General features: G+C 73.1%; 5 protein-coding genes. All 5 read left to right on the plus strand.

All coding sequences use genetic code 11. The features are described from left to right. Positions 1–246: 246 nt before the first annotated feature. Complete coding sequence (locus HG543_RS32270; RefSeq protein WP_169348763.1) at positions 247–5,718, plus strand: non-ribosomal peptide synthetase; 5,472 nt, start codon at positions 247–249, stop codon at positions 5,716–5,718. Between the two features lie 54 nt (positions 5,719–5,772). Next, entirely contained in the window at positions 5,773–10,488 is a 4,716-nt protein-coding gene (locus HG543_RS32275) for a type I polyketide synthase (RefSeq protein WP_169348764.1), read from the plus strand. Between the two features lie 3 nt (positions 10,489–10,491). Further along, positions 10,492–15,120 (plus strand): type I polyketide synthase, encoded by a 4,629-nt coding sequence (locus tag HG543_RS32280; RefSeq protein ID WP_169348765.1) that lies wholly within the window; start codon positions 10,492–10,494, stop codon positions 15,118–15,120. 40 nt (positions 15,121–15,160) lie between these two features. Continuing rightward, positions 15,161–21,088 (plus strand): type I polyketide synthase, encoded by a 5,928-nt coding sequence (locus HG543_RS32285; protein ID WP_169348766.1) that lies wholly within the window; start codon positions 15,161–15,163, stop codon positions 21,086–21,088. 160 nt (positions 21,089–21,248) lie between these two features. After that, the coding region (locus HG543_RS32290) for a non-ribosomal peptide synthetase (protein WP_169348767.1) at positions 21,249–24,691 on the plus strand (3,443 nt) is incomplete at its 3' end.

Genomic DNA, 24,691 nt, shown 5'->3' on the forward strand with positions numbered 1-24,691 from the left:
CCCCCATGCGGTGCCCCACCCGGGCCCACTGGCGCCGTCCGCGCCGCGAGGGGACGGCGGCGAGAGGCCACACCGGGCCTTCACCCGGTGTCACTCCACTTGCGTCAGTCACATTTGGTTTAAACGGTTTTATCTCCACAAACAGGCTCTCACGAGATGGCCTGTAGACAGGCCCTGTCTCACGGCACGCGTTTTCCGCCGAGACACGGGGCCTGGCACCACGAGCGACACATCTGAGGAGGCGTCATGCCCACCGGACGGCCACCGGAGCTGGATACACGCTGTGACACGCTGGTGGAGTTGCTGCGCGTGCGCGCGGAGAAGCAGCCCCGGCAGCGGGGCTTCACCTTCCTCGTGGACGGCGAGTCGGAAGAGCTGCACCTGTCGTACGAGGAGCTGGACCGGAAGGCGCGGGCCATCGCCGCGGCGCTGCAGGCGCGAGGCTGCCAGGGCCAGCGCGCGCTGCTGCTGTATCCGCCGGGGCTGGACTACATCGCCGGCTTCTTCGGCTGCCTCTACGCGGGCGTCATCGCCGTCCCCATCTACCCGCCGGACCCGATGCGGCTGGGGCGCACCCTGCCCCGGCTGATGGCCATCTGCCAGGACGCGCAGGCCACCGTCGCCCTCACCACCGACTTCATCCTCGGCATGGGGGAGATGCTCTTCGAGCAGGCGCCGGAGCTGCGCGCGCTGCACTGGCTGGCCACGGACACGCTGGACGAGTCCACCGGCGAGGCGTGGAAGGACCCGGGCGCCGACGCCGGCACCACCGTCTTCCTCCAGTACACGTCCGGCTCCACGTCGTCGCCCAAGGGCGTGGTGCTGTCGCACGCCAACCTGATGCACAACTCGGCGCTGATTCACGGGTGCTTCGGGCACTCGAAGGACAGCCAGGGCGTCATCTGGCTGCCGCCGTACCACGACATGGGCCTCATCGGCGGCATCCTCCAGCCGCTGTACGGCGGCTTCCCGGTGGTGCTGATGTCGCCGGTGGACTTCCTCAAGCGCCCGCTGCGCTGGCTGCAGGCGGTGTCGAAGTACGGCGCCACCACCAGCGGCGGGCCCAACTTCGCGTATGACCTGTGCACGCGGAAGGTGACGCCGGAGGAGCGCGACGCGCTCGACTTGAGCCGGTGGAACCTGGCCTTCAACGGCGCCGAGCCGCTCCAGCCGGAGACGCTGCGCCGCTTCGCGGAGACGTTCGGCCCGCGCGGCTTCCGGATGGAGGCCTTCTACCCCTGCTACGGCCTCGCGGAGGGCACGCTCATCGCGTCCGGCGGCCTCAAGCACGAGGCGCCGGTGCTCCGCACCGTGGACGCCGCCGCGCTCAAGGGGCACCGCGTGGAGCCGTCCACCCCGGAGCGCCCGGGCGCGCAGACGCTGGTGGGCTCGGGGCGCAACCTGGAGGGACAGCGGCTCGTCATCGCCCACCCGGAGACGGGGGCGCCGCTGCCGCCGGGGCAGGTGGGTGAAATCTGGGTGACGGGCCCCAGCGTGGCGCAGGGCTACTGGAACCGCCCGGAGCAGACGGCGACGGCCTTCGGCGGGAAGGTGCCCGGCGACGACGCGCGCTACCTGCGCACCGGCGACCTGGGCTTCCTGGACGGCGGCGAGCTGTTCGTCACCGGCCGGCTGAAGGACCTCATCATCATCCGCGGCCGCAACCACTACCCGCACGACATCGAGCGCACCGTGGAGCCGGTACACCCGGCGCTGCGGCCAGGCTGCGGCGCCACCTTCTCCGTGGAGAAGGACGGCGAGGAGCGGCTGGTGGTGGTGCAGGAGGTGGACCGCCGCGCCGTGGAGTCCGGCGCCGTGGACCTGGACGCCCTCGCGCGCTCCATCCGCCAGGCCGTCGCGGACGCGCACGAGCTCCAGGTGTACGCCGTGGTGCTCATCCAGGGCGGCAGCCTCCCCAAGACGTCGAGCGGCAAGATTCAGCGCTTCGCCACCCGCGCGGACTTCCTGTCCGGCGGCCTGGAGGTGCTGCACCAGAGCATCCTCGAGTCCACGCCCGCCACGCCCCCGGCTCCGGTCGAGCCGCCCGCGACCGCGCAGGCTCCCCGGGAGGCGCCCGCCGCCCCCGCCGCGCGCGAGCCGAGCTTCATCCAGAAGGCGCTGACCGCCGTCACCGACCCGGGGGCGCGCCGCGCGCTGCTGGCGGTGTTCCTCCAGGAGCAGGCCGCCGCCGTCCTTCGCCTGCCCGCGTCACAGGTGGACCCGAAGAGTCCCCTCCACGTCTACGGCGTGGACTCGCTGATGGCCATCGACTTCAAGAGCGCCCTGGACGCGGGCCTCGGCGTGGACGTGCCGCTGGCGGGCATCCTCCAGGGGGACTCGCTGGAGAAGCTGGCGGACACCCTGGTGGCGCTGCTGTCCGCGCCCCGGACCGCCGCGTCGGGCCCCGCCGTCGCGTCGTCTCGCGAGGACGCGGGCGACGCGCCCCTGTCCGGCGGCCAGCAGGCGCTCTGGTTCCTGCACCAGCTGGCGCCCGGGAGCGCCGCGTACCACGTGCCCGTCGCCGTGCGCGTGCGCGCCGCGCTGGACGCGGAGGCCCTGCGGCGCGCGTTCGAGACGCTCGTCACCCGCCACCCCGCGCTGCGCACCACCTTCGCCCTGACGCCGTCCGGTCCCGTGCAGCGCATCCACGCGTCGCTGCCGCTGGACTTCGAGACGGTGGACGCCCGCGGCTGGGACGACGCCGCGCTGCGCGAGCGCCTGTCCACGGAGGCGCGCCGGCCGTTCGACTTGGAGGCCGGGCCGCTGCTGCGCGTGCGCCTGTACACGCGCGCGGCGGATGACCACGCGCTGCTCCTGGCGATGCACCACATCGTCACCGACTTCGGCTCGCTGGCCGTCATCGCCGAGGAGCTGGAGGCGCTCTACCCCGCCCTGCGCGCCGGGAAGTCCCTCACCCTGCCCACGCCCGCGCGCACCTACGCGGACTTCGCGCGGTGGCAGGCGGAGCTGCTGGCCAGCCCGCGCGGTGTGGCGCTGGAGCGCTACTGGCGCGAGCAGCTCGCCGGCCCGCCGCCGGTGCTGGAGCTGCCCACGGACCGGCCCCGCCCCGCGGTGCAGACGTACGCCGGCCGAGTCCATACCGAGCGACTGGACGCCTCGCTCACCTCGGGCCTCAAGGCGCTGGCGCGCGAGCAGGGCGCCACGCTGAACATGCTGCTGCAGGCCGCCTTCCAGGTGCTGCTGCACCGCTACACCGGGCAGGAGGACTTCACGGTGGGCGTGGTGAGCGCGGGCCGGCACCGCGCGGAGCTGGCGGGCGTGGCGGGCTACTTCGTCAACCCGCTGGTGGTGCGCACGAGGCCCTCCGCCGCGCAGGCCTTCACGGACTACCTCGCCTCCACACGGCGCACGGTGCTGGAGGCGCTGGAGCACCAGGACCAGCCCTTCAACGTGCTGGTGGACAAGCTCCAGCCGGTGCGGGACCACAGCCGCTCGCCGCTGTTCCAGGTGATGTTCGTGTACCAGCGTGCCGCGCGCCTGGACGAGCGCGGCCTCACCGCCTTCGCGCTGGACGTGCCGGGCGCCCGCGCGGAGCTGGCCGGGCTGCCGCTGGAGTCGCTGCCGCTGGACCATGGCGGCGCCCAGTTCGACCTCACGCTCACCATGGGCGAGGCCGCGGGCGAGCTGGTGGCCTCCTTCGAGTACAACACCGACCTCTTCGACGCGGCCACCATCGCGCGGATGACGGGGCACCTGCGCACGCTGCTCGGCGGGCTCGTGGCGGACCCGAAGCGCGCGCTGGCGGAGCTGCCGCTGCTGCCCGAGGCGGAGCGCCAGCGGCTCCTCGCCATGCAGTCCGGTCCCCGCGTGTCGCTGGACGGCGCGCTGCTGCCGGGCCTCTTCGCCGCGCAGGCCGCGCGCACGCCGGACGCCGCGGCGGTGATGTTCCGCGACGAGCGGCTCACCTACCGCGAGCTGAACCAGCGCGCCGGGCTCCTCGCCACGTGGCTCGGCGAGCAGGGCGTGAAGCGGGGCACGGTGGTGTGCCTGTGCCTGGAGCGCTCGGTGGAGATGGTGGCCGCGGTGCTGGCCGTGCTCTCCACGGGCGCGGCGTACGTGCCCATCGACCCGGCGTACCCGGTGGAGCGGCTGGCCTTCCTCCTCACCGACGCGGGCTCCCCGCTGCTGCTCACCCAGTCCTGGCTGCACGGGCGCATCGCCCCGCATGTCAGCAACGAGCGGGTGCGCGTGGTCAGCCTGGACCAGGAGCTGGACTGGAGCGCGGCGGCGTCCGTGACTCCGCCGGAGCCGGTCGCGGTGCGGGCGGATGAGCTGGCGTGCATGGTGTACACGTCGGGCTCCACGGGCCAGCCCAAGGGCGTGATGCTGGAGCACGGCGGGCTGGCGAACCTCGTCCGCTCGTTCGTGGAGTCCTACGCGCCGGGCGCGAAGGACCGGATGCTGCCGCTCACCTCGGTGGCGTCCGCCAGCTTCGTGGGCGAGGTGCTGCCGCCCCTGTGCACCGGCGCCGCGCTGGTGCTGCCCACCGAGGGCGAGGTGCTGGACGCGGAGCTGCTGCTGGGCCTCATCGCCCGGCATGACGTCAGCATCGTCAGCACCGTGCCCGCGGTCATCGCCGGCCTCAACGCGCGCAAGGACACGCTGCCGTCGGTGCGGCTGGTGCTCAGCGGCGGCGAGGCGCTGGTGGCCGGCGACGTGGAGGCCCTGCTGGGCACCACCACCATCGTCAACGGCTACGGCCTGACGGAGACCACGGTCTGCACCACGTACCACCACCTGCGCCCGGAGGACTTGAAGGGCCGCGCGTGGATGCCCATCGGCAAGCCCATCATCAACACGGACGTGTACGTGCTGGACGCGCGCCGGCAGCCGCTGCCCGTGGGCTGCGCGGGCGAGCTGTACGTGGGCGGCCTGGGCGTGGCGCGCGGCTACTGGCAGCGGCCGGAGCTGACGGCGGAGCGCTTCGTGGCCAACCCCTTCCGTCCCGGCGAGCGCATGTACCGCACCGGCGACGTGGCCCGGTGGCTGCCGGACGGCGTGCTGGAGTACCTGCACCGCGCCGACAACCAGGTGAAGATTCGCGGCTTCCGCATCGAGCTGGGCGAGGTGGAGGCCGCCGTCCGCCGCCACCCCGCCGTGCGCGACGCCTTCGTCATGGCGCGCGAGGACGCGCCGGGAGACCGGCGCCTCGTGGCCTACGTGGTGCTCTCCGAGCCCGCGCCCACCAGCAGCGACTTGCACGGCTTCCTCGCGGAGACGCTGCCGCCGTACATGGTGCCGTCCGCCTTCATGGTGTTGCCGGCGCTGCCGCTGACGCCCAATGGCAAGGTGGACACGCGCGCCCTGCCCGTCCCGGAGGGCGAGCGCCCCGCGCTGGCCGCCGCCTACGCCCCGCCGCAGAGCGAGCTGGAGCGCCGCATCGCCACCATCTGGCAGCAGGTGCTCAAGGTGAGCGAGGTGGGCCTGCACGACAACTTCTTCGAGCTGGGTGGCAACTCCATGCTCATCGCCCAGGCGCACCGCCGCCTGCGCGAGGAGCTGGGCGCGAATCTCGCGCTGGTGGACCTGTTCAAGCTCACCACCGTCAGCGCGCTGGCCCGGCACCTGGGCAACGCCGGGGACGGCGAGGTGGATGCGAAGGAGCAGGCCCGGTCCATCCAGGACGAGGCGGAGCGGCGCCGGGCGGCGATGAAGAACCGCCAGCAGGCCGCGCGGGGACGTGGGCCCCGCAAGTAAGGATGCACCGCGACGACTTCCAGGCCGCGTGACGCGGCAGGTGGGGATGAACACATGAGCACCGAGACAGAGACGCAGGGCGGGGGCCTGGAAGGCATTGCCGTCATTGGAATGGGCGCGCGGCTTCCGGGCGCGAAGACGGTGGCGGAGTTCTGGAAGAACCTCTCCGGCGGCGTGGAGAGCATCTCCTTCTTCACCGAGGAGGAGCTCATCGCCGAGGGCATCGACCCCGCGCTGGTGCGGGCGCCCAACTACGTCAAGGCGGGCGGCGTGCTCGGTGAGACGGAGATGTTCGACGCGGCCTTCTTCGGGCTCAACCCGCGCGAGGCGGCGTTGATGGACCCGCAGCACCGCGTCTTCCTGGAGTGCGCGTGGGAGGCCATGGAGGGCGCGGGCTACAGCCCCGAGCGCCAGCCCGGCCGCGTGGGCGTGTTCGGCGGCATGAGCATGAACACGTACCTGCTCAACAACATCTACGCGCACCTGTCCCACGTGGCGTCCCTGGAGAGCCTCCAGGCCTCCATCGGCAACGACAAGGACAGCCTCACCACGGAAGTCGCCTACCGGCTCAACCTCAAGGGCCCGGCCGTCACCGTGCAGTCGTCGTCCTCCACGTCCCTCACCTGCATCCACTTCGCCTGCCAGAGCCTGCTGGCGTACGAGTGCGACGCGGCGCTGGCGGGCGGCGTCTCCATCCACTTCCCGGAGAAGGCGGGCTACCTCTACTACGAGGGCGGCACCACGGCCCCGGACGGGCACTGCCACACCTTCGACGCCAAGGCCCAGGGCTTCGTCGCCGGCCACGGCGCGGCCGTCATCATGCTCAAGCGGCTGGAGGACGCGGTCCGCGACGGCGACACCATCTACGCGGTGGTGAAGGGCTCGGCGTGCAACAACGACGGCTCCAACAAGGTCAGCTACATGGCCCCCAGCGTGGACGGCCACGCGGAGGCCATCGCCCTCGCGCAGGCCGTCGCGGGCGTGACGCCGGACACCATCGGCTACGTGGAGGCGCACGGCACCGCCACGCAGGTGGGTGACCCCATCGAAGTGGCGGCGCTGACGCAGGCCTTCCGCCAGGGCACGGACAAGAAGCAGTTCTGCGCGCTCGGCTCGGCGAAGACGAACGTGGGCCACCTGGACTCCGCGGCGGGCGCGGTGGGCCTCATGAAGGCGGCGCTGTCGCTGCACCACAAGAAGCTGGTGCCCAGCCTCAACTTCGAGACGCCCAACCCCGCCATCGACTTCGCCAACAGCCCCTTCTTCGTGAACACGCAGCTGCGCGACTGGCCGGAGGGGGATGCGCCCCGGCGCGCGGGCGTCTGCTCGCTGGGCATGGGCGGCACCAACGCGCACGCCGTGCTGGAGGAGGCCCCGCCGCTGCCGCCCACGGACGCGCCTCGCCGCCCCTCGCAGGTGCTGCTGCTGTCGGCGCGCACGGACACCGCGCTGGAGGCGGCCACGGACCGGCTGGCGTCGCACCTGCGTGACAACCCGGACGTGTCGCTGGCGGACGTGGCCTTCACGCTCCAGGTGGGCCGCAAGCGCTTCGGCAAGCGCCGCGCGGTGGTGTGCCGCTCGGTGGCGGACGCGATGGAGGCGCTCTCGTCGCGAGACCCGCAGCGCGTGCTCACCGGCGCCCAGGAGTCCGCGGGCCGGCCGGTGATGTTCCTCTTCTCCGGCCAGGGCTCGCAGTACGTGGACATGGGCCGGCAGCTCTACGAGACGGAGCCCTCCTTCCGCGCGGACGTGGACGCGTGCGCGAAGAAGCTGGAGCCGCACCTGGGGCTGGATTTGCGCACGGTGCTGTACCCGCCCGCCGCGCAGCGCGAGGCCGCCACCGAGCGCCTCAAGCAGACGGCGCTCACCCAGCCGGCCCTCTTCGTCGTGGAGTACGCGCTGGCGAAGCTGTGGATGTCCTGGGGCGTGAAGCCGCGCGCCATGCTGGGGCACAGCATCGGCGAGTACGTGGCCGCCTGCCTCGCGGGCGTCTTCTCGCTGGACGACGCGCTGGCGCTGGTGGCCGCGCGCGGCCGGCTGATGCAGGGCATGCCCGCGGGCACCATGCTCGCGGTGTCCCTGGCCGAGTCCGAGGTGGTGGGCCTGCTGCCCGCGGAGCTGTCCGTGGCGGCGGTGAACAGCCCGGGCACCTGCGTGGTGGCGGGGCCGGTGGCGGCGGTGGAGTCCTTCGCGCAGACGCTGGCGTCGCGTGGGGTGACGACCTCGCGGCTGCACACCTCGCACGCGTTCCACTCGTCCATGATGGACCCCATCCTGGACGCCTTCCGCGAGGCGGTGCGGAAGGTGAAGCGCAACGCGCCCCAGCTGCCGTACCTCTCCAACGTCACCGGGAAGTGGATTACCTCCGACGAGGCCACCAGCCCCGACTACTGGGCGAAGCACCTGCGCGGCGCGGTGCGCTTCGCGGACGGCGTGGGCGAGCTGCTGAAGGACGCGGACGCCATCCTCCTGGAGGTCGGCCCCGGCAACACGCTGGCCACCCTGTCCCGGCAGCACCCGGCCAAGGGCGCGCAGCACGCGTTCATCACCTCGCTGCGCCACCCGAAGGAGTCGCACGCGGACGTGGACTTCGTGCTCGGCGCGCTGGGCCGGCTGTGGCTCGCGGGCGTGGAGCCGGACTGGGACGCCTTCCTCGACGGCGAGCGCCGCCGCCGCATCCCCCTGCCCACCGCCCCCTTCGAGCGCCAGAAGTTCTGGGTGGAGCCGAAGAAGAAGTCCGCGCAGGCGGAGGCGGGCAAGGTGCTGGTGGAGGACACGGCCGCCGCGGACCGGAAGGAGGACGTGTCGCGCTGGTTCTACCTGCCCACGTGGAAGCGCACGCCGCCCCTGCCCTCCAGTGAGTGGGCGAAGGCGAAGGCGTGCTGGTGGCTCTTCACGCCGGGCACGGACGGCCTCGGTGCGCAGGTGGCGAAGCGGCTGGCCGAGGTGGGCCAGGACGTCGTCACCCTGACGCCGGGCCCTCGCACCGCGCGGGTGGACTCGCGCCATTGGACGGTGGACCCCAAGGACGCCGCCGGCTACGCGACGCTGCTGGCGACGCTCACCTCCGAGGGACTGGCCCCGGACCGCATCCTCCACCTGTGGGGCGCGGTGGCGGAGGAGTCCTCCGGCGAGGCGGCGCTGGACTCGGCGCTGGAGCGCGGCTTCTCCAGCCTGCTGTTCCTCGCGCAGGCGCTCGGCCGTCAGGGCGGCGCGCGGCCCGTGTCGATGGTGGCCGTCACCCACCGGATGCAGGCGCTCGCCGACGAGAGCGCCCGTCCGGAGTGGACGACGGTGCTCGGCCCCTGCCGCGTGATTCCGCAGGAGTACCCGCACCTGTCCTGCCGCTCCGTGGACGTCGTCCTGCCTTCGACGGGGAGCTGGCGCGAGACGGCACTGGCCGACGCGCTGCTGGCCGAGTGCGCCGCCGCCTCGCGCGCGGAGGCCGCGATTGCGTACCGCGGTGGCCAGCGCCACGCGCAGGTCTTCGAGCCCGTGGCGCCGGACGCGCTCCACACGGAGTCCCTGCCCCTGCGCGAGGGCGGCGTGTACCTGCTGCTCGGCGGCTTCGGCACGCTGGGCACCGCGCATGCCCGGGCGCTCGCCCGGAAGGTGAAGGCGAAGCTGGTGCTCGCCAGCCGCACCGCGCTGCCGGAGCGCTCCGGCTGGGACGCGTGGCTGGCATCGCACGGTGAGGCGGACGCGGTCAGCCGTCGCATCGCGAAGGTGAAGGAACTGGAGGCGCTGGGCGCCGAGGTGCACGTGGTGGTCGCGGACGTGGCGGACCGGGCGCGGCTGCGCGCGGCCGTGGACGCGGCGGTGTCGCGCTTCGGTGCGCTGCACGGTGTGGTGTACGCGGCGGGCGACGTGGACCCGGCCCTCTTCCGCGCCCTCCCGGACACGCGGCCGGAGGACGTGCGCAACCACTTCCGCAGCCGCATCCAGGGCGTGTACGCGCTGGAGGAGGCGCTGGCGGGCCGGACGCTGGACTTCTGCCATCTGGCCTCGTCGCTGGCCGCGGTGCTGGGCGGCCTCGGGCTGGCCTCGTACACGGCGGCCACCGCCTTCATGGACGCCTTCGCCGTGAAGCACACGCAGGAGTCGCCGGTGCCGTGGACGAGCGTGGGCTGGGACGCGTGGCGCTTCGAGGAAGGCTCGGCCTCGCCGCTGGCCGCGGCCACGCCGTTCGGCGCGCTGGCCATCTCCGCGGACGAGGGCGCGCGCGCGTTCGAGCACCTGCTCGCGCTGGGCCCGGTGGGACAGGTGGCCGTGTCCACCAGCTCCCTGTCCGCCCGCGCCGCGCGCTGGACGCGGCCGGAGTCCCAGAAGCCCGCCGAGAAGCCCCAGGCCGCGTTCGTCCAGGCGGACGCGGGAGCCAATGACCGGACGCCGCGCCCCACCCTGCAGAACCCGTACGTGGCGCCGCGCGACGAGCTGGAGGAGACGATTGCCCGCCTGTGGGAAGCCACGCTGGGCATCGCCCAGGTGGGCGTGCACGACAGCTTCTTCGAGCTGGGCGGCAACTCGCTGGTGGGCGTGAAGCTCATCGCCCGCGTGCGCGAGCAGTTCGGCGTCTCCATCCCCGCCGTCAGCCTCTACGAGGGCCCGACGGTGCACGCCCTCGCGAAGCTCATCAAGGCGGCCTCCCAGCCTCCCGACGCCGCTGCCGCCGAGGAAGAGGATTCGAGCCTGGACCGGGGCGCGCGCCGCCGCGCCCGCCGTGCCTCGCGCCGCGGGTCCTCCGAGGACGCGCCGGAAGAAGAGAGCTGAGCCATGCCCAACGACATCGTCGCCGACGACCAGGACATCGCCATCATCGGCATGACCGGGCGCTTCCCCGGAGCGCCCGACCTCGACACCTTCTGGCGCAACCTGCGCGAGGGCGTGGAGTCCATCCGCTCCGTGGGTGACGCGGAGCTGGAGGCGCTCGGCGTGGACGCGGCCCTGCGCAAGGACGCGTCGTGGGTGAAGGCCTCCGCGGCGCTGGAGGGCATGGAGCTCTTCGACGCGGGCTTCTTCGGCTACACGCCCCGCGAGGCAGAGCTGATGGACCCGCAGCACCGCGTCTTCCTGGAGTGCTGCTGGGAGGCCCTGGAGCACGCGGGCTACGCGCCCGAGTCCTTCAAGGGCGCCGTCGGCGTCTTCGGCGGCGCGCCGACGAACACGTACCTGCTGCACAACCTGGTGCCCAACGCGGACCAGCTCAGCATGCTGGACCAGGTGCAAATTGACGTGGCCAACGGCGGGGACTTCCTCGGCACCCGCGTGGCCTACAAGCTCAACCTGCGCGGGCCCAGCTACTCCATCGCCAGCGCGTGCTCCACCTCGCTGGTGGCCACGCACGTGGCCTGCCAGAGCCTGCTCAACGAGGAGTGCGACATCGCGCTGGCCGGCGGTGTCTCCGTCCACGTGAAGCACCCCGAGGGGTATCGCTACCTGCCGGGCGGCATCGTCTCGCCGGACGGACACTGCCGCGCCTTCGACGCGAAGGCGGACGGCACCGTCTTCGGCAGCGGCGCGGGCGTGGTGGTGCTCAAGCGGCTCCGCGACGCGCTGGAGGATGGCGACTCCATCCACGCCGTCATCAAGGGCTCGGCCATCAACAACGACGGCTCCGTGAAGGTGGGCTACACCGCGCCGAGCGTGGAGGGTCAGGCCGCCGTCATCAGCGAGGCCCTGGGCGCCGCGGGCGTGGAGCCGGAGAGCATCGGCTACGTGGAGGCTCACGGCACGGGCACGAAGATGGGCGACCCCATCGAGGTGCGCGCGCTGACGAAGGCGTTCCGTCCTCGCAAGGCCGCGACCCCAGCCCCCGTGGGACGCAAGATTCCCATCGGCTCGGTGAAGACGAACATCGGCCACCTGGCGAACGCGGCCGGCGTGTCCAGCCTCATCAAGGCCGTGCTGTCGCTGGAGCACCACGAGCTGCCGCCCAGCCTCCACTTCGAGCAGCCCAGCCCCGAGATTGATTTCGAGGGCAGCCCCTTCTACGTCAACGCGAAGCTGGAGCCCTGGCCGGCGAACCCGAAGCACCCGCGCCGCGCGGGCGTCAGCTCCTTCGGCGTGGGCGGCACCAACGCCCACGTCGTCCTGCAGGAGGCGCCGGCCCTGCCGCCGTCCGGCCCTTCGCGCAAGGCGCAGCTCCTGGTGCTGTCGGCCCGCTCGGCCTCGGCGCTGGACGCCGCCACGCAGCGGCTGGCGCGGCACCTGCGCGCGCACCCCGAGCAGCCCCTGTCGGACGTGGCCTACACGCTCCAGGTGGGGCGACAGCCCATGTCGCACCGGCGTGTGCTGCTGTGCACGAACCGCGAGGACGCGCTCGCCGCGCTGGAGGCGGAGGGCACGCCCCGCTGCGCGACGGGTGCGCCGTCCGTGCAGGACCGGCCGGTGGCCTTCCTCTTCCCGGGCCAGGGTTCGCAGTACGTGGGCATGGCGCGCGGGCTCTACGAGGCCGAGCCCGTCTTCCGCGAGCACTTGGACTCCTGCGCCACGGGGCTGCTCCCACACCTGGGGCTGGACCTGCGCACGGTGCTGTACCCGGACGCCGCGGGCGCGGAGGAGGCCGCGAGGAAGCTGGGGCAGACGGCCCTCACGCAGCCGGCCCTCTTCGCGGTGGAGTACGCGCTGGCGCGGCTGTGGATGTCCTGGGGCGTGAAGCCGCAGGCCATGCTGGGGCACAGCATCGGCGAGTACGTCGCCGCGTGCCTCGCCGGTGTCTTCACGCTGCCGGACGCGCTGGCGCTGGTGGCGAAGCGCGGAGCGCTCATGCAGTCGCTCCCCGCCGGGGCGATGCTGAGCGTGCAGCTCCCCGAGGACGAGGTGCGCCCGCACCTGACGCCCGCGCTGTCCGTGGCCGCCGTCAACGGGCCACGCCTCACGGTGGTGGCCGGGCCCACGGAGGCCATCGCCGCGCTCCAGTCGACGCTGGAGGCGCGCGGCGTGGGCGTGGCCCGGCTGCACACGTCGCACGCGTTCCACTCGGCGATGATGGACCCCATCCTCCCGGCCTTCACGGACGCGGTGCGCGCGGTGAAGCTCAACGCGCCGAAGCTGCCCTTCCTGTCCAACGTGACGGGCACCTGGATTGACGCGGCGCAGGCGACGGACCCGGCGTACTGGGCCCGGCACCTGCGCGAGGCGGTGCGCTTCGACGCGGGCCTGCGGGAGCTGGCGAAGAAGCCCCAGCTCGCGCTGCTGGAGGTGGGCCCGGGGACGACGCTCGTCTCGCTCGCGAGGCAGCAGCCCGGCGCCGGGGAGCGCGTCGCCGTCTCCTGCACGCGGCACCCGCGCGAGACGTCCGCCGATGACGTCACCGTGCTCCTGAACGCGCTGGGCCGGCTGTGGCTGGACGGCGTCCACCCGGACTGGGCGGGCTTTTCCAAGAAGGAGCAGCGCCGCCGCATGCCGCTGCCCTCCTACCCCTTCGAACGGCAGCGCTATTGGATTGATGCTCGCCCCGGGAGCGGCCTGGGCGCGGTGCGTCCCGCGGCGGCACCTTCCGCATCTTCCGCCGCGCTCGAGAAGAAGAGCGACCCGGCGGACTGGTTCTACGTGCCCTCGTGGAAGCGCGCGCCGCTGTCCCGCTCGGCCACGGCCACCGGGCCCGCGGCCTCCCTGCGCAGCTGGCTCCTGTTCGCGGACGGCACCGGCGTGGCGGACGCGCTGGCCGCGCGGCTCACCGCGGCGGGGCACTCGGTGGTCCGCGTCGTCCCCGGCACGGAGTTCGGTCAGCGCAACGACGGCTCCTTCGCCGTGGACCCGAAGCGCCGCGAGGACCAAGCCGCCCTGCTGGACTCGCTCCAGGCGCAGGGACAGACGGTGGAGGGCGTGGTGCACCTGTGGGGTGTCACGTCCGGCAACGTGCTCCGCGACGAGGCACTGGGCGTCGGCTTCGACAGCCTCGTCTCACTCGCGCAGGCGCTGGGCGCCCAGAGCCAACCGCGACACCTGATGGTGGTGGCCAGCGGGGCCGCGAAGGTGGAGCGCGCGGACACCCTGGTGCCCGAGCTGGCGACGCTGCTGGGCGCCTGCCGCGTCGTGCCCCAGGAGTACCCGCACCTCACCTGCCGGCTGGTGGACGTGGACCCTGGCGCTGAGTCTTCCGCGCTCGTGGAGCGCCTGCTGGCGGAGTTCTTCATGGGCGCGGCGGAGCCGGTGGTCGCCTGGCGCGGGCGCCAGCGGTGGGTGCAGACCTTCGAGCCGCTGCGGCTGGAGGAGGACGCCGCATCCAGCCGTCCGCTGCGCGAGCGCGGTGTGTACCTCGTCACCGACGGCCTGGAAGGCCCCGGCCTCGTGCTGTCGAAGGAGCTGGCGCGGACCTTCCAGGCGCGCCTCGCGCTGGTGGAGGGCCCCGACTTCCCGGCCCGCGAGCAGTGGGCGCAGTGGCTGGCCACGCACGAGCCCACGGACGCCACGCGCCGCAAGGTGGAGGCCGCGCAGGCGCTGGAGGCTTCCGGAGCCGAGGTGCTGGTGCTCGGCACGGACACCTCGGACGCGGCGCAGGTGAAGTCCGCGGTGGCCCGGACGATGGAGCGCTTCGGCGGCCTCCACGGCGTCATCCACGCCGCGGGCGGGCTGCGCGGCGCCATGCTGGGCGCCATCCAGGACCTGGGCCCGGAGCAGCGCGCCGCCCACGTCACGCCCAGCCTCCACTCCCTCCGGGCCCTCGCCGAGGCGCTCCCGGCGGACGGCCTGGACTTCGTGCTGCTGATGTCGTCGCTGTCCTCGGTGCTGGGTGGCCTGGGTCAGGTGGCGCACGCGGCGACGAGCGCATTCACTGACGCCTTCGCGGAGGCGCGCTCCGACGCGGGCTCCGTGCCCTGGCACAGCGTGGGCTGGGACGCGTGGAAGCTGGACGAGGCCACCGCGCTCGGGGCGCTCGCGAAGTTCGCGCTCAGCCCCGAGGAAGGCGTGAGCGCCACGCGCCGCATCCTCGCGGGAGCGGCGGGCGGTCCCATCGCCGTGTGCACGGCGGACCTCGCGGCGCGGCGGCAGGCCGTCCGGGCTCCGTCGCGGGCCCAGGCGGGGGCCACGCCCGGTGCACGCAAGAGCCACCCGCGCCCGGCGCTCGCCGCGGCGTACGTGGCGCCGCGCTCGGACCTGGAGCGCACGCTCACCTCGGTGTGGCAGGCCGTGCTGGGCATCGAGCCCATCGGCATCGACGACAACTTCTTCGAGCTGGGAGGCGACTCGCTCCTCGCCGTCCAGGCCTCGGCGCAGCTCCGGCAGGCCCTCCAGGTGGAGGTGCCGGCCGCCACCCTGTACCAGCGCCCCACGGCGCGCTCGCTCGCGGAACTGCTGGGCGAGGGCGACGCGGCGGCCCGCGAGCGCGCGGACAAGCTGGCGAAGCGCAAGGAAGAACTGAGCCGCCGCAACCAGTGGCTCCACCGCCGGCAGAAGTAGGCCCGACCTCCGGCCCACACCCCTTTCGAGAGAAGACACCATGGCTGACATCAACGACACCGACGGCGGCTTCGAAGGACTGGCCATCGCCGTCATCGGCATGTCCGGACGCTTCCCCGGCGCCAAGGACGTGGAGCAGTTCTGGAAGAACCTGTGCGCGGGCGTGGAGTCCATCGTCCCGCTCACCGACGACGCGCTGCGCGCCGCCGGTGTCCCCGCCGAGGAGCTGGGCTCCAACCGCTACGTGAAGGCGGCCCCGGTGCTGGACGGCGTGGAGCTCTTCGACGCGGGCCTCTTCGGCTACACGCCGCTGGAGGCGCGGGTGATGGACCCGCAGCAGCGCCTGCTGCTGGAGTGCGCGTGGGAGGCGCTGGAGCACGCGGGCTATGACCCGGACAAGCACCCGGGCGAGCGCATCTCCGTCTTCGCCGGCACCCGTACCAGCACGTACCTCTTCCACGTGCTGGCCAACCGCGCCGCGCTCCAGCCCCAGGACCGGCTGCTGGTGGAGCTGGGCAACGACGTGTCATCGCTGGCCACGCGCGTCTCCTACAAGCTCAACCTCACCGGCCCCAGCACCATGGTGCAGACGGCGTGCTCCACGTCGCTCGTCGCCATCCACCTGGCCTGCCAGAGCCTGCTGATGGGCGAGTGCCGCATGGCCCTGGCCGCCGCCACGGCCGTCAACGTGCCGCACCACGCGGGCTACACCTACGAGCCGGGCAGCATGCTCTCCCCCGACGGCCACGTGCGCCCCTTCGACGCGAAGGCCGAGGGCACCGTGTTCGGCAGCGGCGCGGGCGTGGTGGTGCTCAAGCGCCTGCAGGACGCGCTGGACGACGGCGACAACGTGCTGGCCGTGGTGCGCGGCTCGGCGGTGAACAACGACGGCTCGCACAAGGCGTCCTTCACCGCGCCCAGCGTGGAGGGCCAGACGGAGGTGCTGCTGGAGTCGCTGGCGTGCGCCGGCCTGGACGCGGACGCCATCTCCTACCTGGAAGCCCACGGCACGGGCACGTCGCTGGGCGACCCGATTGAAATCCTCGCGCTGAACAACGCGTGGCGCGCCAGCACGGACAAGAAGGGCTTCTGCAAGCTGGGCACCGCGAAGGGCAACGTGGGCCACCTGGACGTGGCCGCGGGCATGGCCGGCTTCATCAAGACGGTGATGTCGCTCCAGCACCGGAAGCTGCCGCCGATGCTGAACTTCACGCAGCCCAACCCTCAAATCGACTTCGCCAACAGCCCCTTCACCGTCAACACGAAGCTGACGGACTGGACGGGCCCCGGCCCGCTGCGCGCGGGTGTCAGCTCGTTCGGCTTCGGCGGCACCAACGCGCACGTCATCCTGGAGGAGGCCCCGAAGGCGCAGGCCTCCGGCGCGGCGCGCCCCCAGCAGCTCATGGTGCTGTCCGCGCGAAGCGAGGCCGCGCTGGACAAGGCCACGGACAACCTGGCCGCGTGGCTGCGCGAGCACCCGGGCGCGTCGCTCGCCGACGTGGCCTTCACGCTCCAGATGGGCCGCAAGGACTTCGACCACCGCCGCGTGCTGGTGGCGCGCACGGTGGGCGAGGCCGCGGAGGCGCTGGCCTCCCGCGCCCCGAGCGTCCTCACGGGCGCGCGCGAGGTGGGCGAGCGGCCCGTGGCCTTCATGTTCCCCGGCCAGGGCGCGCAGCACGTCAACATGGCGCGCGAGCTGTACGACTCCGAGCCCGCGTTCCGCGCCGAGGTGGACGCCTGCGCGGAGAAGCTCAAGCCGCACCTGGGCCTGGACCTGCGCACCGTCCTCTACCCCACCCCCGGCGGTGAGGCCGAGGCCACGAAGAAGCTGGAGGGCACCGCCCTCACCCAGCCGGCGCTGTTCGTCGTCGAGTACGCGCTGGCGAAGCTGTGGATGTCCTGGGGCGTGAAGCCGCGCGCCATGGTGGGCCACAGCATCGGCGAGTACGTGGCCGCGTGCCTCGCGGGCGTCTTCTCGCTGGACGACGCGCTGGCGCTGGTGGCCACGCGCGGGCGGCTGATGCAGTCGCTGCCGGCGGGCGCCATGCTCGCGGTGCCGCTGCCGGAGGCGGAAGTCACGGCGCTGCTGGAGGGGAAGCTGGACCTCGCGGCGGTGAACGGCCCGGCGATGTGCGTGGTGGCCGGGCCCACGGAGGCGGTGGACGCGCTGGAGGCGAAGCTGTCCGCGCGCGGCGTGCAGGCGCGGCGGCTGCACACGTCGCATGCGTTCCACTCCGCGATGATGGACTCCATCCTCGCGCCCTTCACGGACGCCGTGCGCCGCGTGAAGCTCCAGGCGCCGAAGCTGCCGTACGTGTCCAACGTGACGGGCACGTGGATTGACGCGGCCCAGGCGACGGACCCGGCGTACTGGGCCCGGCACCTGCGCCAGCCGGTGCGCTTCGCCCAGGGGCTGCGCGAGCTGCTGAAGGACTCCACGGACGTGCTGCTGGAGGTGGGCCCCGGCCAGACGCTGGCCAGCCTCGCGAAGGCGCAGCCGGAGGCCACCGGGCGCACCGTGCTGTCCTCCGCGCGCCACCCGCAGAAGCCCGAGTCGGACGCCGCGAAGCTGATGGGCACGCTGGGCGAGCTGTGGCTGGCCGGCGTGCCGGTGGACTGGAAGGGCTTCCACTCCGGCCAGCGCCGCCGCCGGGTGCCGCTGCCCGCCTACCCCTTCGAGCGCGAGCGCTACTGGGTGGACGCGGTGGAGGGCGCCGCGCAGGCACCCCAGCGCGCCCCCACGGGCAAGAACGAGGACGTGGCGGACTGGTTCCACGTCCCCGCCTGGAAGCCCGCGGCCCCGCCCGCGCTCGACGCCGAGGCGCTGGCGAAGTCCCGCTGCTGGGTGCTGCTGGAGGACGGGCTGGGCGTGGGCGAAGCGCTCGCGCGCCGGCTGGTGGCGGAAGGCCGTGACGTCGTCCACGTGAAGGCGGGCGCCGCCTTCGCGCGAGAGGACGCCCGGCACTTCGTGGCCGCGCCGGACAGCAAGGCGGACCTGCAAGCGGTGCTGGCGGACCTGGAGAAGCAGGGCCTGCCCGCGGACGTCATCGTGCACCTGTGGAGCCTCACCGCGCCGGACGTGACGGGCACGGGCGCGGAGCTGTTCCGGAAGGTGCAGCCGGGCGGCTACTACAGCCTCCTCGCGCTGGGGCAGGCGCTGGCCACGGGCACGCGCCCGGTGCGCCTGGAGGTGGTCTCCAACCGGCTGCACGACCTGGACGGAGAGCATCAGGCGCTGGCGGAGAAGTCCCCGCTGCTCACCGCCTGCAAGGTGATTCCGCAGGAGCTGCCGCACGTCACCGCCCGCTGCGTGGAGGTGGAGGTGCCGGTGCCGTCCAGCCCTCGCGCGGAGCGGCTGGCGGGGATGCTGGCGGCGGAGTTCAGCACGCGCGGCTCGGAGCTGCTGGTGGTGCTGCGCGGCATCCGCCGCTACGTCCAGGCCTACACCCCGGTGCGACTGGAGGCGAAGGGCACGCCCCCCACGCCGCTGCGCCAGGGCGGCGTGTACCTCATCACCGGCGGCATGGGCGCGGTGGGCCTCATGCTGGCGGACCACCTGGCGGAGACCTTCCAGGCGAAGCTGGCGCTGCTGGGCCGCACCGCCCTTCCCGAGCGGAGCACCTGGGACGCGTGGCTTTCGAGCCACCCCGAGGACGACACCGCCAGCCGCCGCATCCGCCGCGTGAAGGAGCTGGAGGCGAAGGGCGCGCAGGTGCTGGTGCTCGCCGCGGACGTGGCGGACGCCGCGCAGCTGAAGGCCGCGGTGGCGAAGGTGGAGTCGCACTTCGGCGCGCTGCACGGCGTGCTGCACACGGCGGGTGTCACCCGCGGTGACTCGCCGTACCTCGCGCTGACGGACGTGCGCCGCGAGGCGGCCGAGACGCAGTTCGGCCCCAAGGTGTACGGCACCTACGCGCTGGAGGAGGCGCTGCGCGGGAGGGCGGTGGACTTCGTGCTGCTCTTCTCGTCCAGCTCGTCCGTGCTGGGCGGCCTCGCGCACTTCACCTACGCGGCGGGCAACCAGTTCCTGGACGCCTTCGCGGAGAGCCGCCGCGGCCTGGAGTCCCCGCGCTGGGTGAGCGCGTCGTGGGACCCGTGGCCCGAGGAGACGAAGCACACCTCGCTGCGCACGGCCATGGACCAGTACACCATGACGGTGCCAGAGGGGACGCAGGCGCTGCGCCGCGTGGTGCAGGCCGGCCTGGACGGCCAGGTGGTGGTCATCACCGGCGACCTGGAGCCGCGCCTGCGCACGTGGGTCAACCGCGAGCCGAAGGCCGCTGGCGCCCAGCCGAAGAAGGCCGCGAGCCGGACGCGCCGGGCGAAGACGGCCTACGTGGCGCCCTCCACGGACCTGGAAAAGGCGGTGGCCGCGCTGTGGAGCGAGCTGCTGGGCGTGGCCGAGGTCGGCCTGCACGACGACTTCTTCGACCTGGGTGGCCACTCGCTGCTGGCCACCCAGCTGCGCAATCAGCTCCAGGCCACCTTCAAGGTGGAGCCGCCGCTGCGCAGCCTCTTCGAGAACCCCACCGTGGCGGGCCTCTCGGGCCTCATCGCGAAGGAGCTGGCGGCCCGCGAGGCGGTGCCGACGAAGCCCCTGGCCGAGGCCCTGCGCACGGCCTTCCCCACCGAGCGCCCCGCGCTCCTGGAGGACTGGCTGCGCCGCAAGGTGGCCAAGGTCACAAACCGCGCCGTGAAGGACCTGCCCGCTGACGGGAGCCTCGCGGGGCTCGATTTGGACGCCATCGGCGCGGAGCTGGAGTTCGACCTGAAGAAGCAGCTCAAGTTCCAGCTCTACCCGCACGAGCTGCGCGAGCACGCGTCGCTGCCGGCGCTGTCGCGCCACCTGCTGGCGGAGATGGAGCGGCAGACGGACCCGGCGCGCTTCGCCACGGACCTGCCGCTGTCGGCCTTCTCGCTGCGGCCCTACCGCCGGCAGGCGTCCGGCCCCAAGGTGCGGGCGGCGAAGAAGAACCCGAGCATGGTGTTCGTGCACTCCACGCCGCGCGCGGGCTCCACGCTCTTCCGCGTCATGCTCGCCGGGCACCCGCGCCTGTTCTGCCCGCCGGAGCTGAACCTCCTCTTCTTCGAGACGATGCGGGAGTGGAAGCAGAACGTGGGCTTCGGCCACGAGATGGAGTGGACCGAGCGCGGCCTGCTGTGGGCCTTCATGGAAGTGCTGGGCCTGGACTCCACCGCGGGCCAGGCGTTCGTCGACAAGCTGGTGGCGGACAACGCCTCCGCGCAGGGCGTCTACGGGCGCCTGCAGGAGCTGTCCGGCGGCCGGCTGCTGGTGGACAAGACGCCGCCGTACGCCATGGACCCGGAGACGCTGTGGCGCGGCGAGGAGATGTTCGACCAGCCGAAGTACCTCTTCCTCATCCGGCACCCGCTCCCCGTCATGGAGTCGCTGGTGCGCATGCGCTTCGACCGGCTCTTCGGCCCCAGCCTCTTCGGCTCGGCGGACGTGGACCCCTACGCCGTCGCGGAGACGGTGTGGGCCATGCCCAACCAGAACCTGCTCGACTTCTACGCGCGCATCGGCTCCGAGCGCGTGCACTGGGTCCGCTACGAGGAGCTGGTGAGCGAGCCGGAGCGGGTGATGAAGGGCGTCAGCGACTTCCTCGGCCTGCCCTACGACGCGGGCATGGTGCAGCCGTATGACGGCAAGCGGGAGCGCATGCTGGGAGGCCTGGGCGACCCGAACATCCTCCAGCACACCCGCATCGAGGGCGAGCGCAGTGACTCGTGGAAGCGCATCCAGTGGCCCCGCGTGCTCGACGCGTCCACGTGCGCGCTGGCCACGAAGCTCGGCTACGAGCTGCCCGAGGCCGTGACGGCGCCGAAGAAGTCCGCCGCGGGGGAGAAACAGGCGGAGAAGCTGCTGGAGAACCTGGACAACCTGTCCGACGAGCAGGTCGCCGCGCTGCTGGCGGAGATGGAAGGCGACACCGACAAGGTGGCCTGAAGCACCGCGCTCCAGCGGTCGCACCGCGGCGCCTCTTCCCGCGCCGCGGTGCCTCGGACTGGGGGAGCGCGGCGCCCCGTCACATTTTCGTCCCAGGCTCATCGAGCGTGGGTGGGGTGCTGTAGACAACGCGTCTTTGACATCTGGCTTTGGAGTTCCCATGGCGCTCACCCCCGAGCAGAAGCGCGCCCGTCTCGCCGAGTTGCTGCGTGAGAAGGCCCGGCAGTCCCGACGTGCCCCGGTTTCCTTTTCCCAGGAGCGCATGTGGCTCCAGGAACGCCTGGAGCCCGGAAGCGCCGCCCTCAGTGTCCCCAGCGCGGTGCGGCTGTCCGGTGAGCTGAACGTCGAGGCCCTGCGCCGCGCGCTCCAGTCCCTGGTGGACCGTCACGAGGCGCTGCGCACCACCTTCGTCGAGCAGGACGGCCGGGTGCTCCAGCACACCGTCCCCTCGCTGGAGGTCGCGCTGCCCGTGGTGGACGTCCACGACGGAGGAGAGACGGAGGCCTGGCGCCGGCTGCACGCGGACGCGAGGCAGCCCTTCGACCTGGAGAAGGGCCCGCTGCTGCGCGCGGTGCTGTACCGCCAGACAGAGCGGGAGCACCTGCTGCTGCTCAACCTGCACCACATCGTCTCGGACGGCTGGACGATGGGCGTGCTGGTGCGGGAGCTGGGCGTGCTCTACCCCGCGCTGGCCGCGGGCCAGCCGGTGGCCCTGCCGCCGCTGCCGCTCCAGTACGCGGACTTCGCGGCGTGGCAGCGTGACTTCCTCCGGGGCGAGACGCTCGACGCCCAGCTCGGCTACTGGCGCCAGCAGCTGGACGCCGATGCGGTGCTGGAGCTTCCCTGCGACAGGCCGCGTGGCGCCGACACCAGCGCGCGCGGCGCCCGCCACACGGTGATGATGCCCCCCGAGCTGCTCCAGTCCCTCAAGGAGCTGGCCCGGAGCGAGGGACGCACCCTCTTCACGCTGTTGCTCGCCGCGTGGCAGGCGCTGCTGTCGCGCTACAGCGGGCAGGACGACGTGGTGGTGGGCTCGCCCGTCGCGGGACGCAACCGCGCGGAGCTGGAGGGGCTCGTCGGCCTCTTCGTCAACACGGTGGCCCTGCGCGCGGACCTGTCCGGAGACCCGTCCTTCCTGGAGCTGCTCGGCCGCGTCCACGAGAAGGTGCTGGGCGCCTTCGCCCACCAGGACCTGCCCTTCGAGAAGCTGGTGGAGTCGCTGCGGCCGGAGCGCCAGCTCGGCGTCTCGCCGGTGTTCCAGGTGCTGTTCGCCCTACAGAACGCGCCGCTGCCGCCGCTGCACGCGCCCGGGCTGGTGATGGAGGCGCAGCCCGTGGACAGCGGCGCCGCCCAGGTGGACCTGGCGCTGCTCGCCACCGAGCTGCCCCAGGGCCTGCGCGCCGCCGTCGTCTACCGCACGGACCTGTTCGACGAGGCGACGGTGGCCCGGATGCTGGGGCACTTCCAGACGCTGCTGGAGGGCCTCGCCGCGCACCCGGAGCGGCGCCTGTCCGAGCTGCCGCTGATGGGCGAGGACGAGCAGCGACGGGTGCTGCGCGAGTGGAACACCACCGCCTCCGACGCCCCGCGCGAGTCCACCCTGCCCGAGGTCTTCGCCCAGGTGGTGGCCCGCCACGCCGACAAGGTCGCCGTCGAGTTCGGCGGCGCGAAGCTCACCTACCGTCAGCTCGATGAGCGCTCCAACCAGCTCGCCTGGCACCTGCGCCAGCGGGGCGTGGGCGCCGACTCCCGCGTCGCTCTCGCCCTGGAGCGCTCGCTGGAGCTGATTGTCTCCCTCGTCGCCATCCTCAAGGCCGGTGGCGCCTACGTGCCGCTGGACCCGGCGTACCCTCGCGAGCGACTGGCCGGCATGGTGGAGGACACCCGTCCCCAGGCCCTCATCACCACCCGTGCCCTGAGCACCCATCTTCCCGCGGAGGGGCTGTCCACCGTGGTGCTGGAGGACGCCGCGCTCGACGCCGAGCCGGCGCACGCGCCTCCTTCCACCGCCCTGCCCGACTCGCTGGCCTACGTCGACTTCACCTCCGGCTCCACCGGCAGGCCCAAGGGCGTGGGCACCACCCACCGCAACGTCCTGCGCACCCTCTTCGGCGTCGACTACGCGCACCTGGGCCCGGACGAGACGCTGCTCCAGCTCGCCCCCATCGCCTTCGACGCCTCCACGCTCGAGGTCTGGGGCGCGCTGCTGCACGGCGCCCGCCTCGTCGTCATGCCTCCCCAGCCTCCTTCCCTGGAGGAGCTGGAGCAGGTGCTGCGCGACACCCGCGTCACCACCCTCTGGCTCACCGCCGGCCTTTTCACGCAGGTGGTGGAGTCCCGGCTCTCCGCGCTGCGCTCGGTGAAGCAGGTCCTCGCGGGCGGCGACGTGGTGCCTCCGGCGCACGCCCGCCGCGTCCTGGGTGAGCTGGGCATTCCCCTCACCAATGGCTACGGGCCCACCGAGACGACGGTGTTCGCCGTCTGCTTCCGCATGACGGACCCGGCGCAGGCGGGCGCCTCCGTGCCCATCGGCCGGCCCATCGGCGGCACCCGGCTGTATGTCCTCGACGAGCACGGCCAGCCCGTGCCGATGGGCGTACCGGGCGAGCTGTTCATCGGCGGCGACGGCCTGGCGCGCGGCTACGTGGGCCAGCCCTCGCTCACCGCCGAGCGCTTCATCCCCGACCGCTTCTCCGGCATCCCCGGTGCCCGCCTCTACCGCACGGGAGACCGGGTGCGCTGGCGCGCGGACGGGCTGCTGGACTTCCTCGGCCGCGCGGACTCGCAGGTGAAGCTGCGCGGCTTCCGCATCGAGCCGGGTGAAATCGAGGCCGCGCTGACCGCGCAACCCGGCGTGCGGCAGGCCCTGGTGCTGGTGCGCGAGGACCGGCCCGGCGACAAGCGGCTCGTGGCGTACGTCGTGGGCGCTCCCGACATGCAGGTGGAGGCGCTCCGCGCCGCGCTCAAGCAGCGGCTTCCCGACTACATGGTGCCGTCCGCCTTCGTACCGCTGGAGGCCCTGCCCCTGACGCCCAACGGCAAGGTGGACCGCAAGGCCCTGCCCGCGCCGACCCAGGGCGCCGACGCCGGCACGTTCGTCGCGCCGCGCACGCCCACCGAGGAGAAGCTCGCGACCCTCTGGAGCGAGGTGCTCGGCGTGCCGCGCGTGGGCGCCGAGGACAACTTCTTCGAGCTGGGCGGGCACTCGCTGCTGGCCACGCAGGTGGTCTCCCGCATCCGCGCCAGCCTGGGCGTGGAGTTGCCGCTGCGCGAGCTGTTCAGGACGCCCACCGTCTCCGCGCTGGCCGCGCGGGTGGACGCGGTGCTCCAGGCACGGCAGCAGTCCCAGGACGACGCCGCGGAGGCCCTCCCGGAGCCCCCCGCGGACGCGCCCCCGCTGTCCTTCGCCCAGCAGCGGCTGTGGTTCATCGACCAGCTCGACCCCGGCAGCGGGCTCTACAACATGCCCTTCGTCCTGCGGCTGGAGGGCCGCCTGGACACGGGCGCGCTGGAAGCGGCGCTCACCGGGGTGGTGGCGCGCCACGCATCGCTGCGCACCACCTTCGCCTCGCGCCAGGGCCAGGCCGTGCAGGTCATCCACCC

Origin of the sequence: Pyxidicoccus fallax (assembly GCF_012933655.1) — a bacterium.
Classification (GTDB): domain Bacteria; phylum Myxococcota; class Myxococcia; order Myxococcales; family Myxococcaceae; genus Myxococcus; species Myxococcus fallax.

Coding starts and splice junctions, on each gene's coding strand:
- HG543_RS32285 (WP_169348766.1), top strand. CDS start 15,161: ATGGCTGACATCAACGACACCGACGGCGGCTTCGAAGGACTGGCCATC.
- HG543_RS32270 (WP_169348763.1), top strand. CDS start 247: ATGCCCACCGGACGGCCACCGGAGCTGGATACACGCTGTGACACGCTG.
- HG543_RS32280 (WP_169348765.1), top strand. CDS start 10,492: ATGCCCAACGACATCGTCGCCGACGACCAGGACATCGCCATCATCGGC.
- HG543_RS32275 (WP_169348764.1), top strand. CDS start 5,773: ATGAGCACCGAGACAGAGACGCAGGGCGGGGGCCTGGAAGGCATTGCC.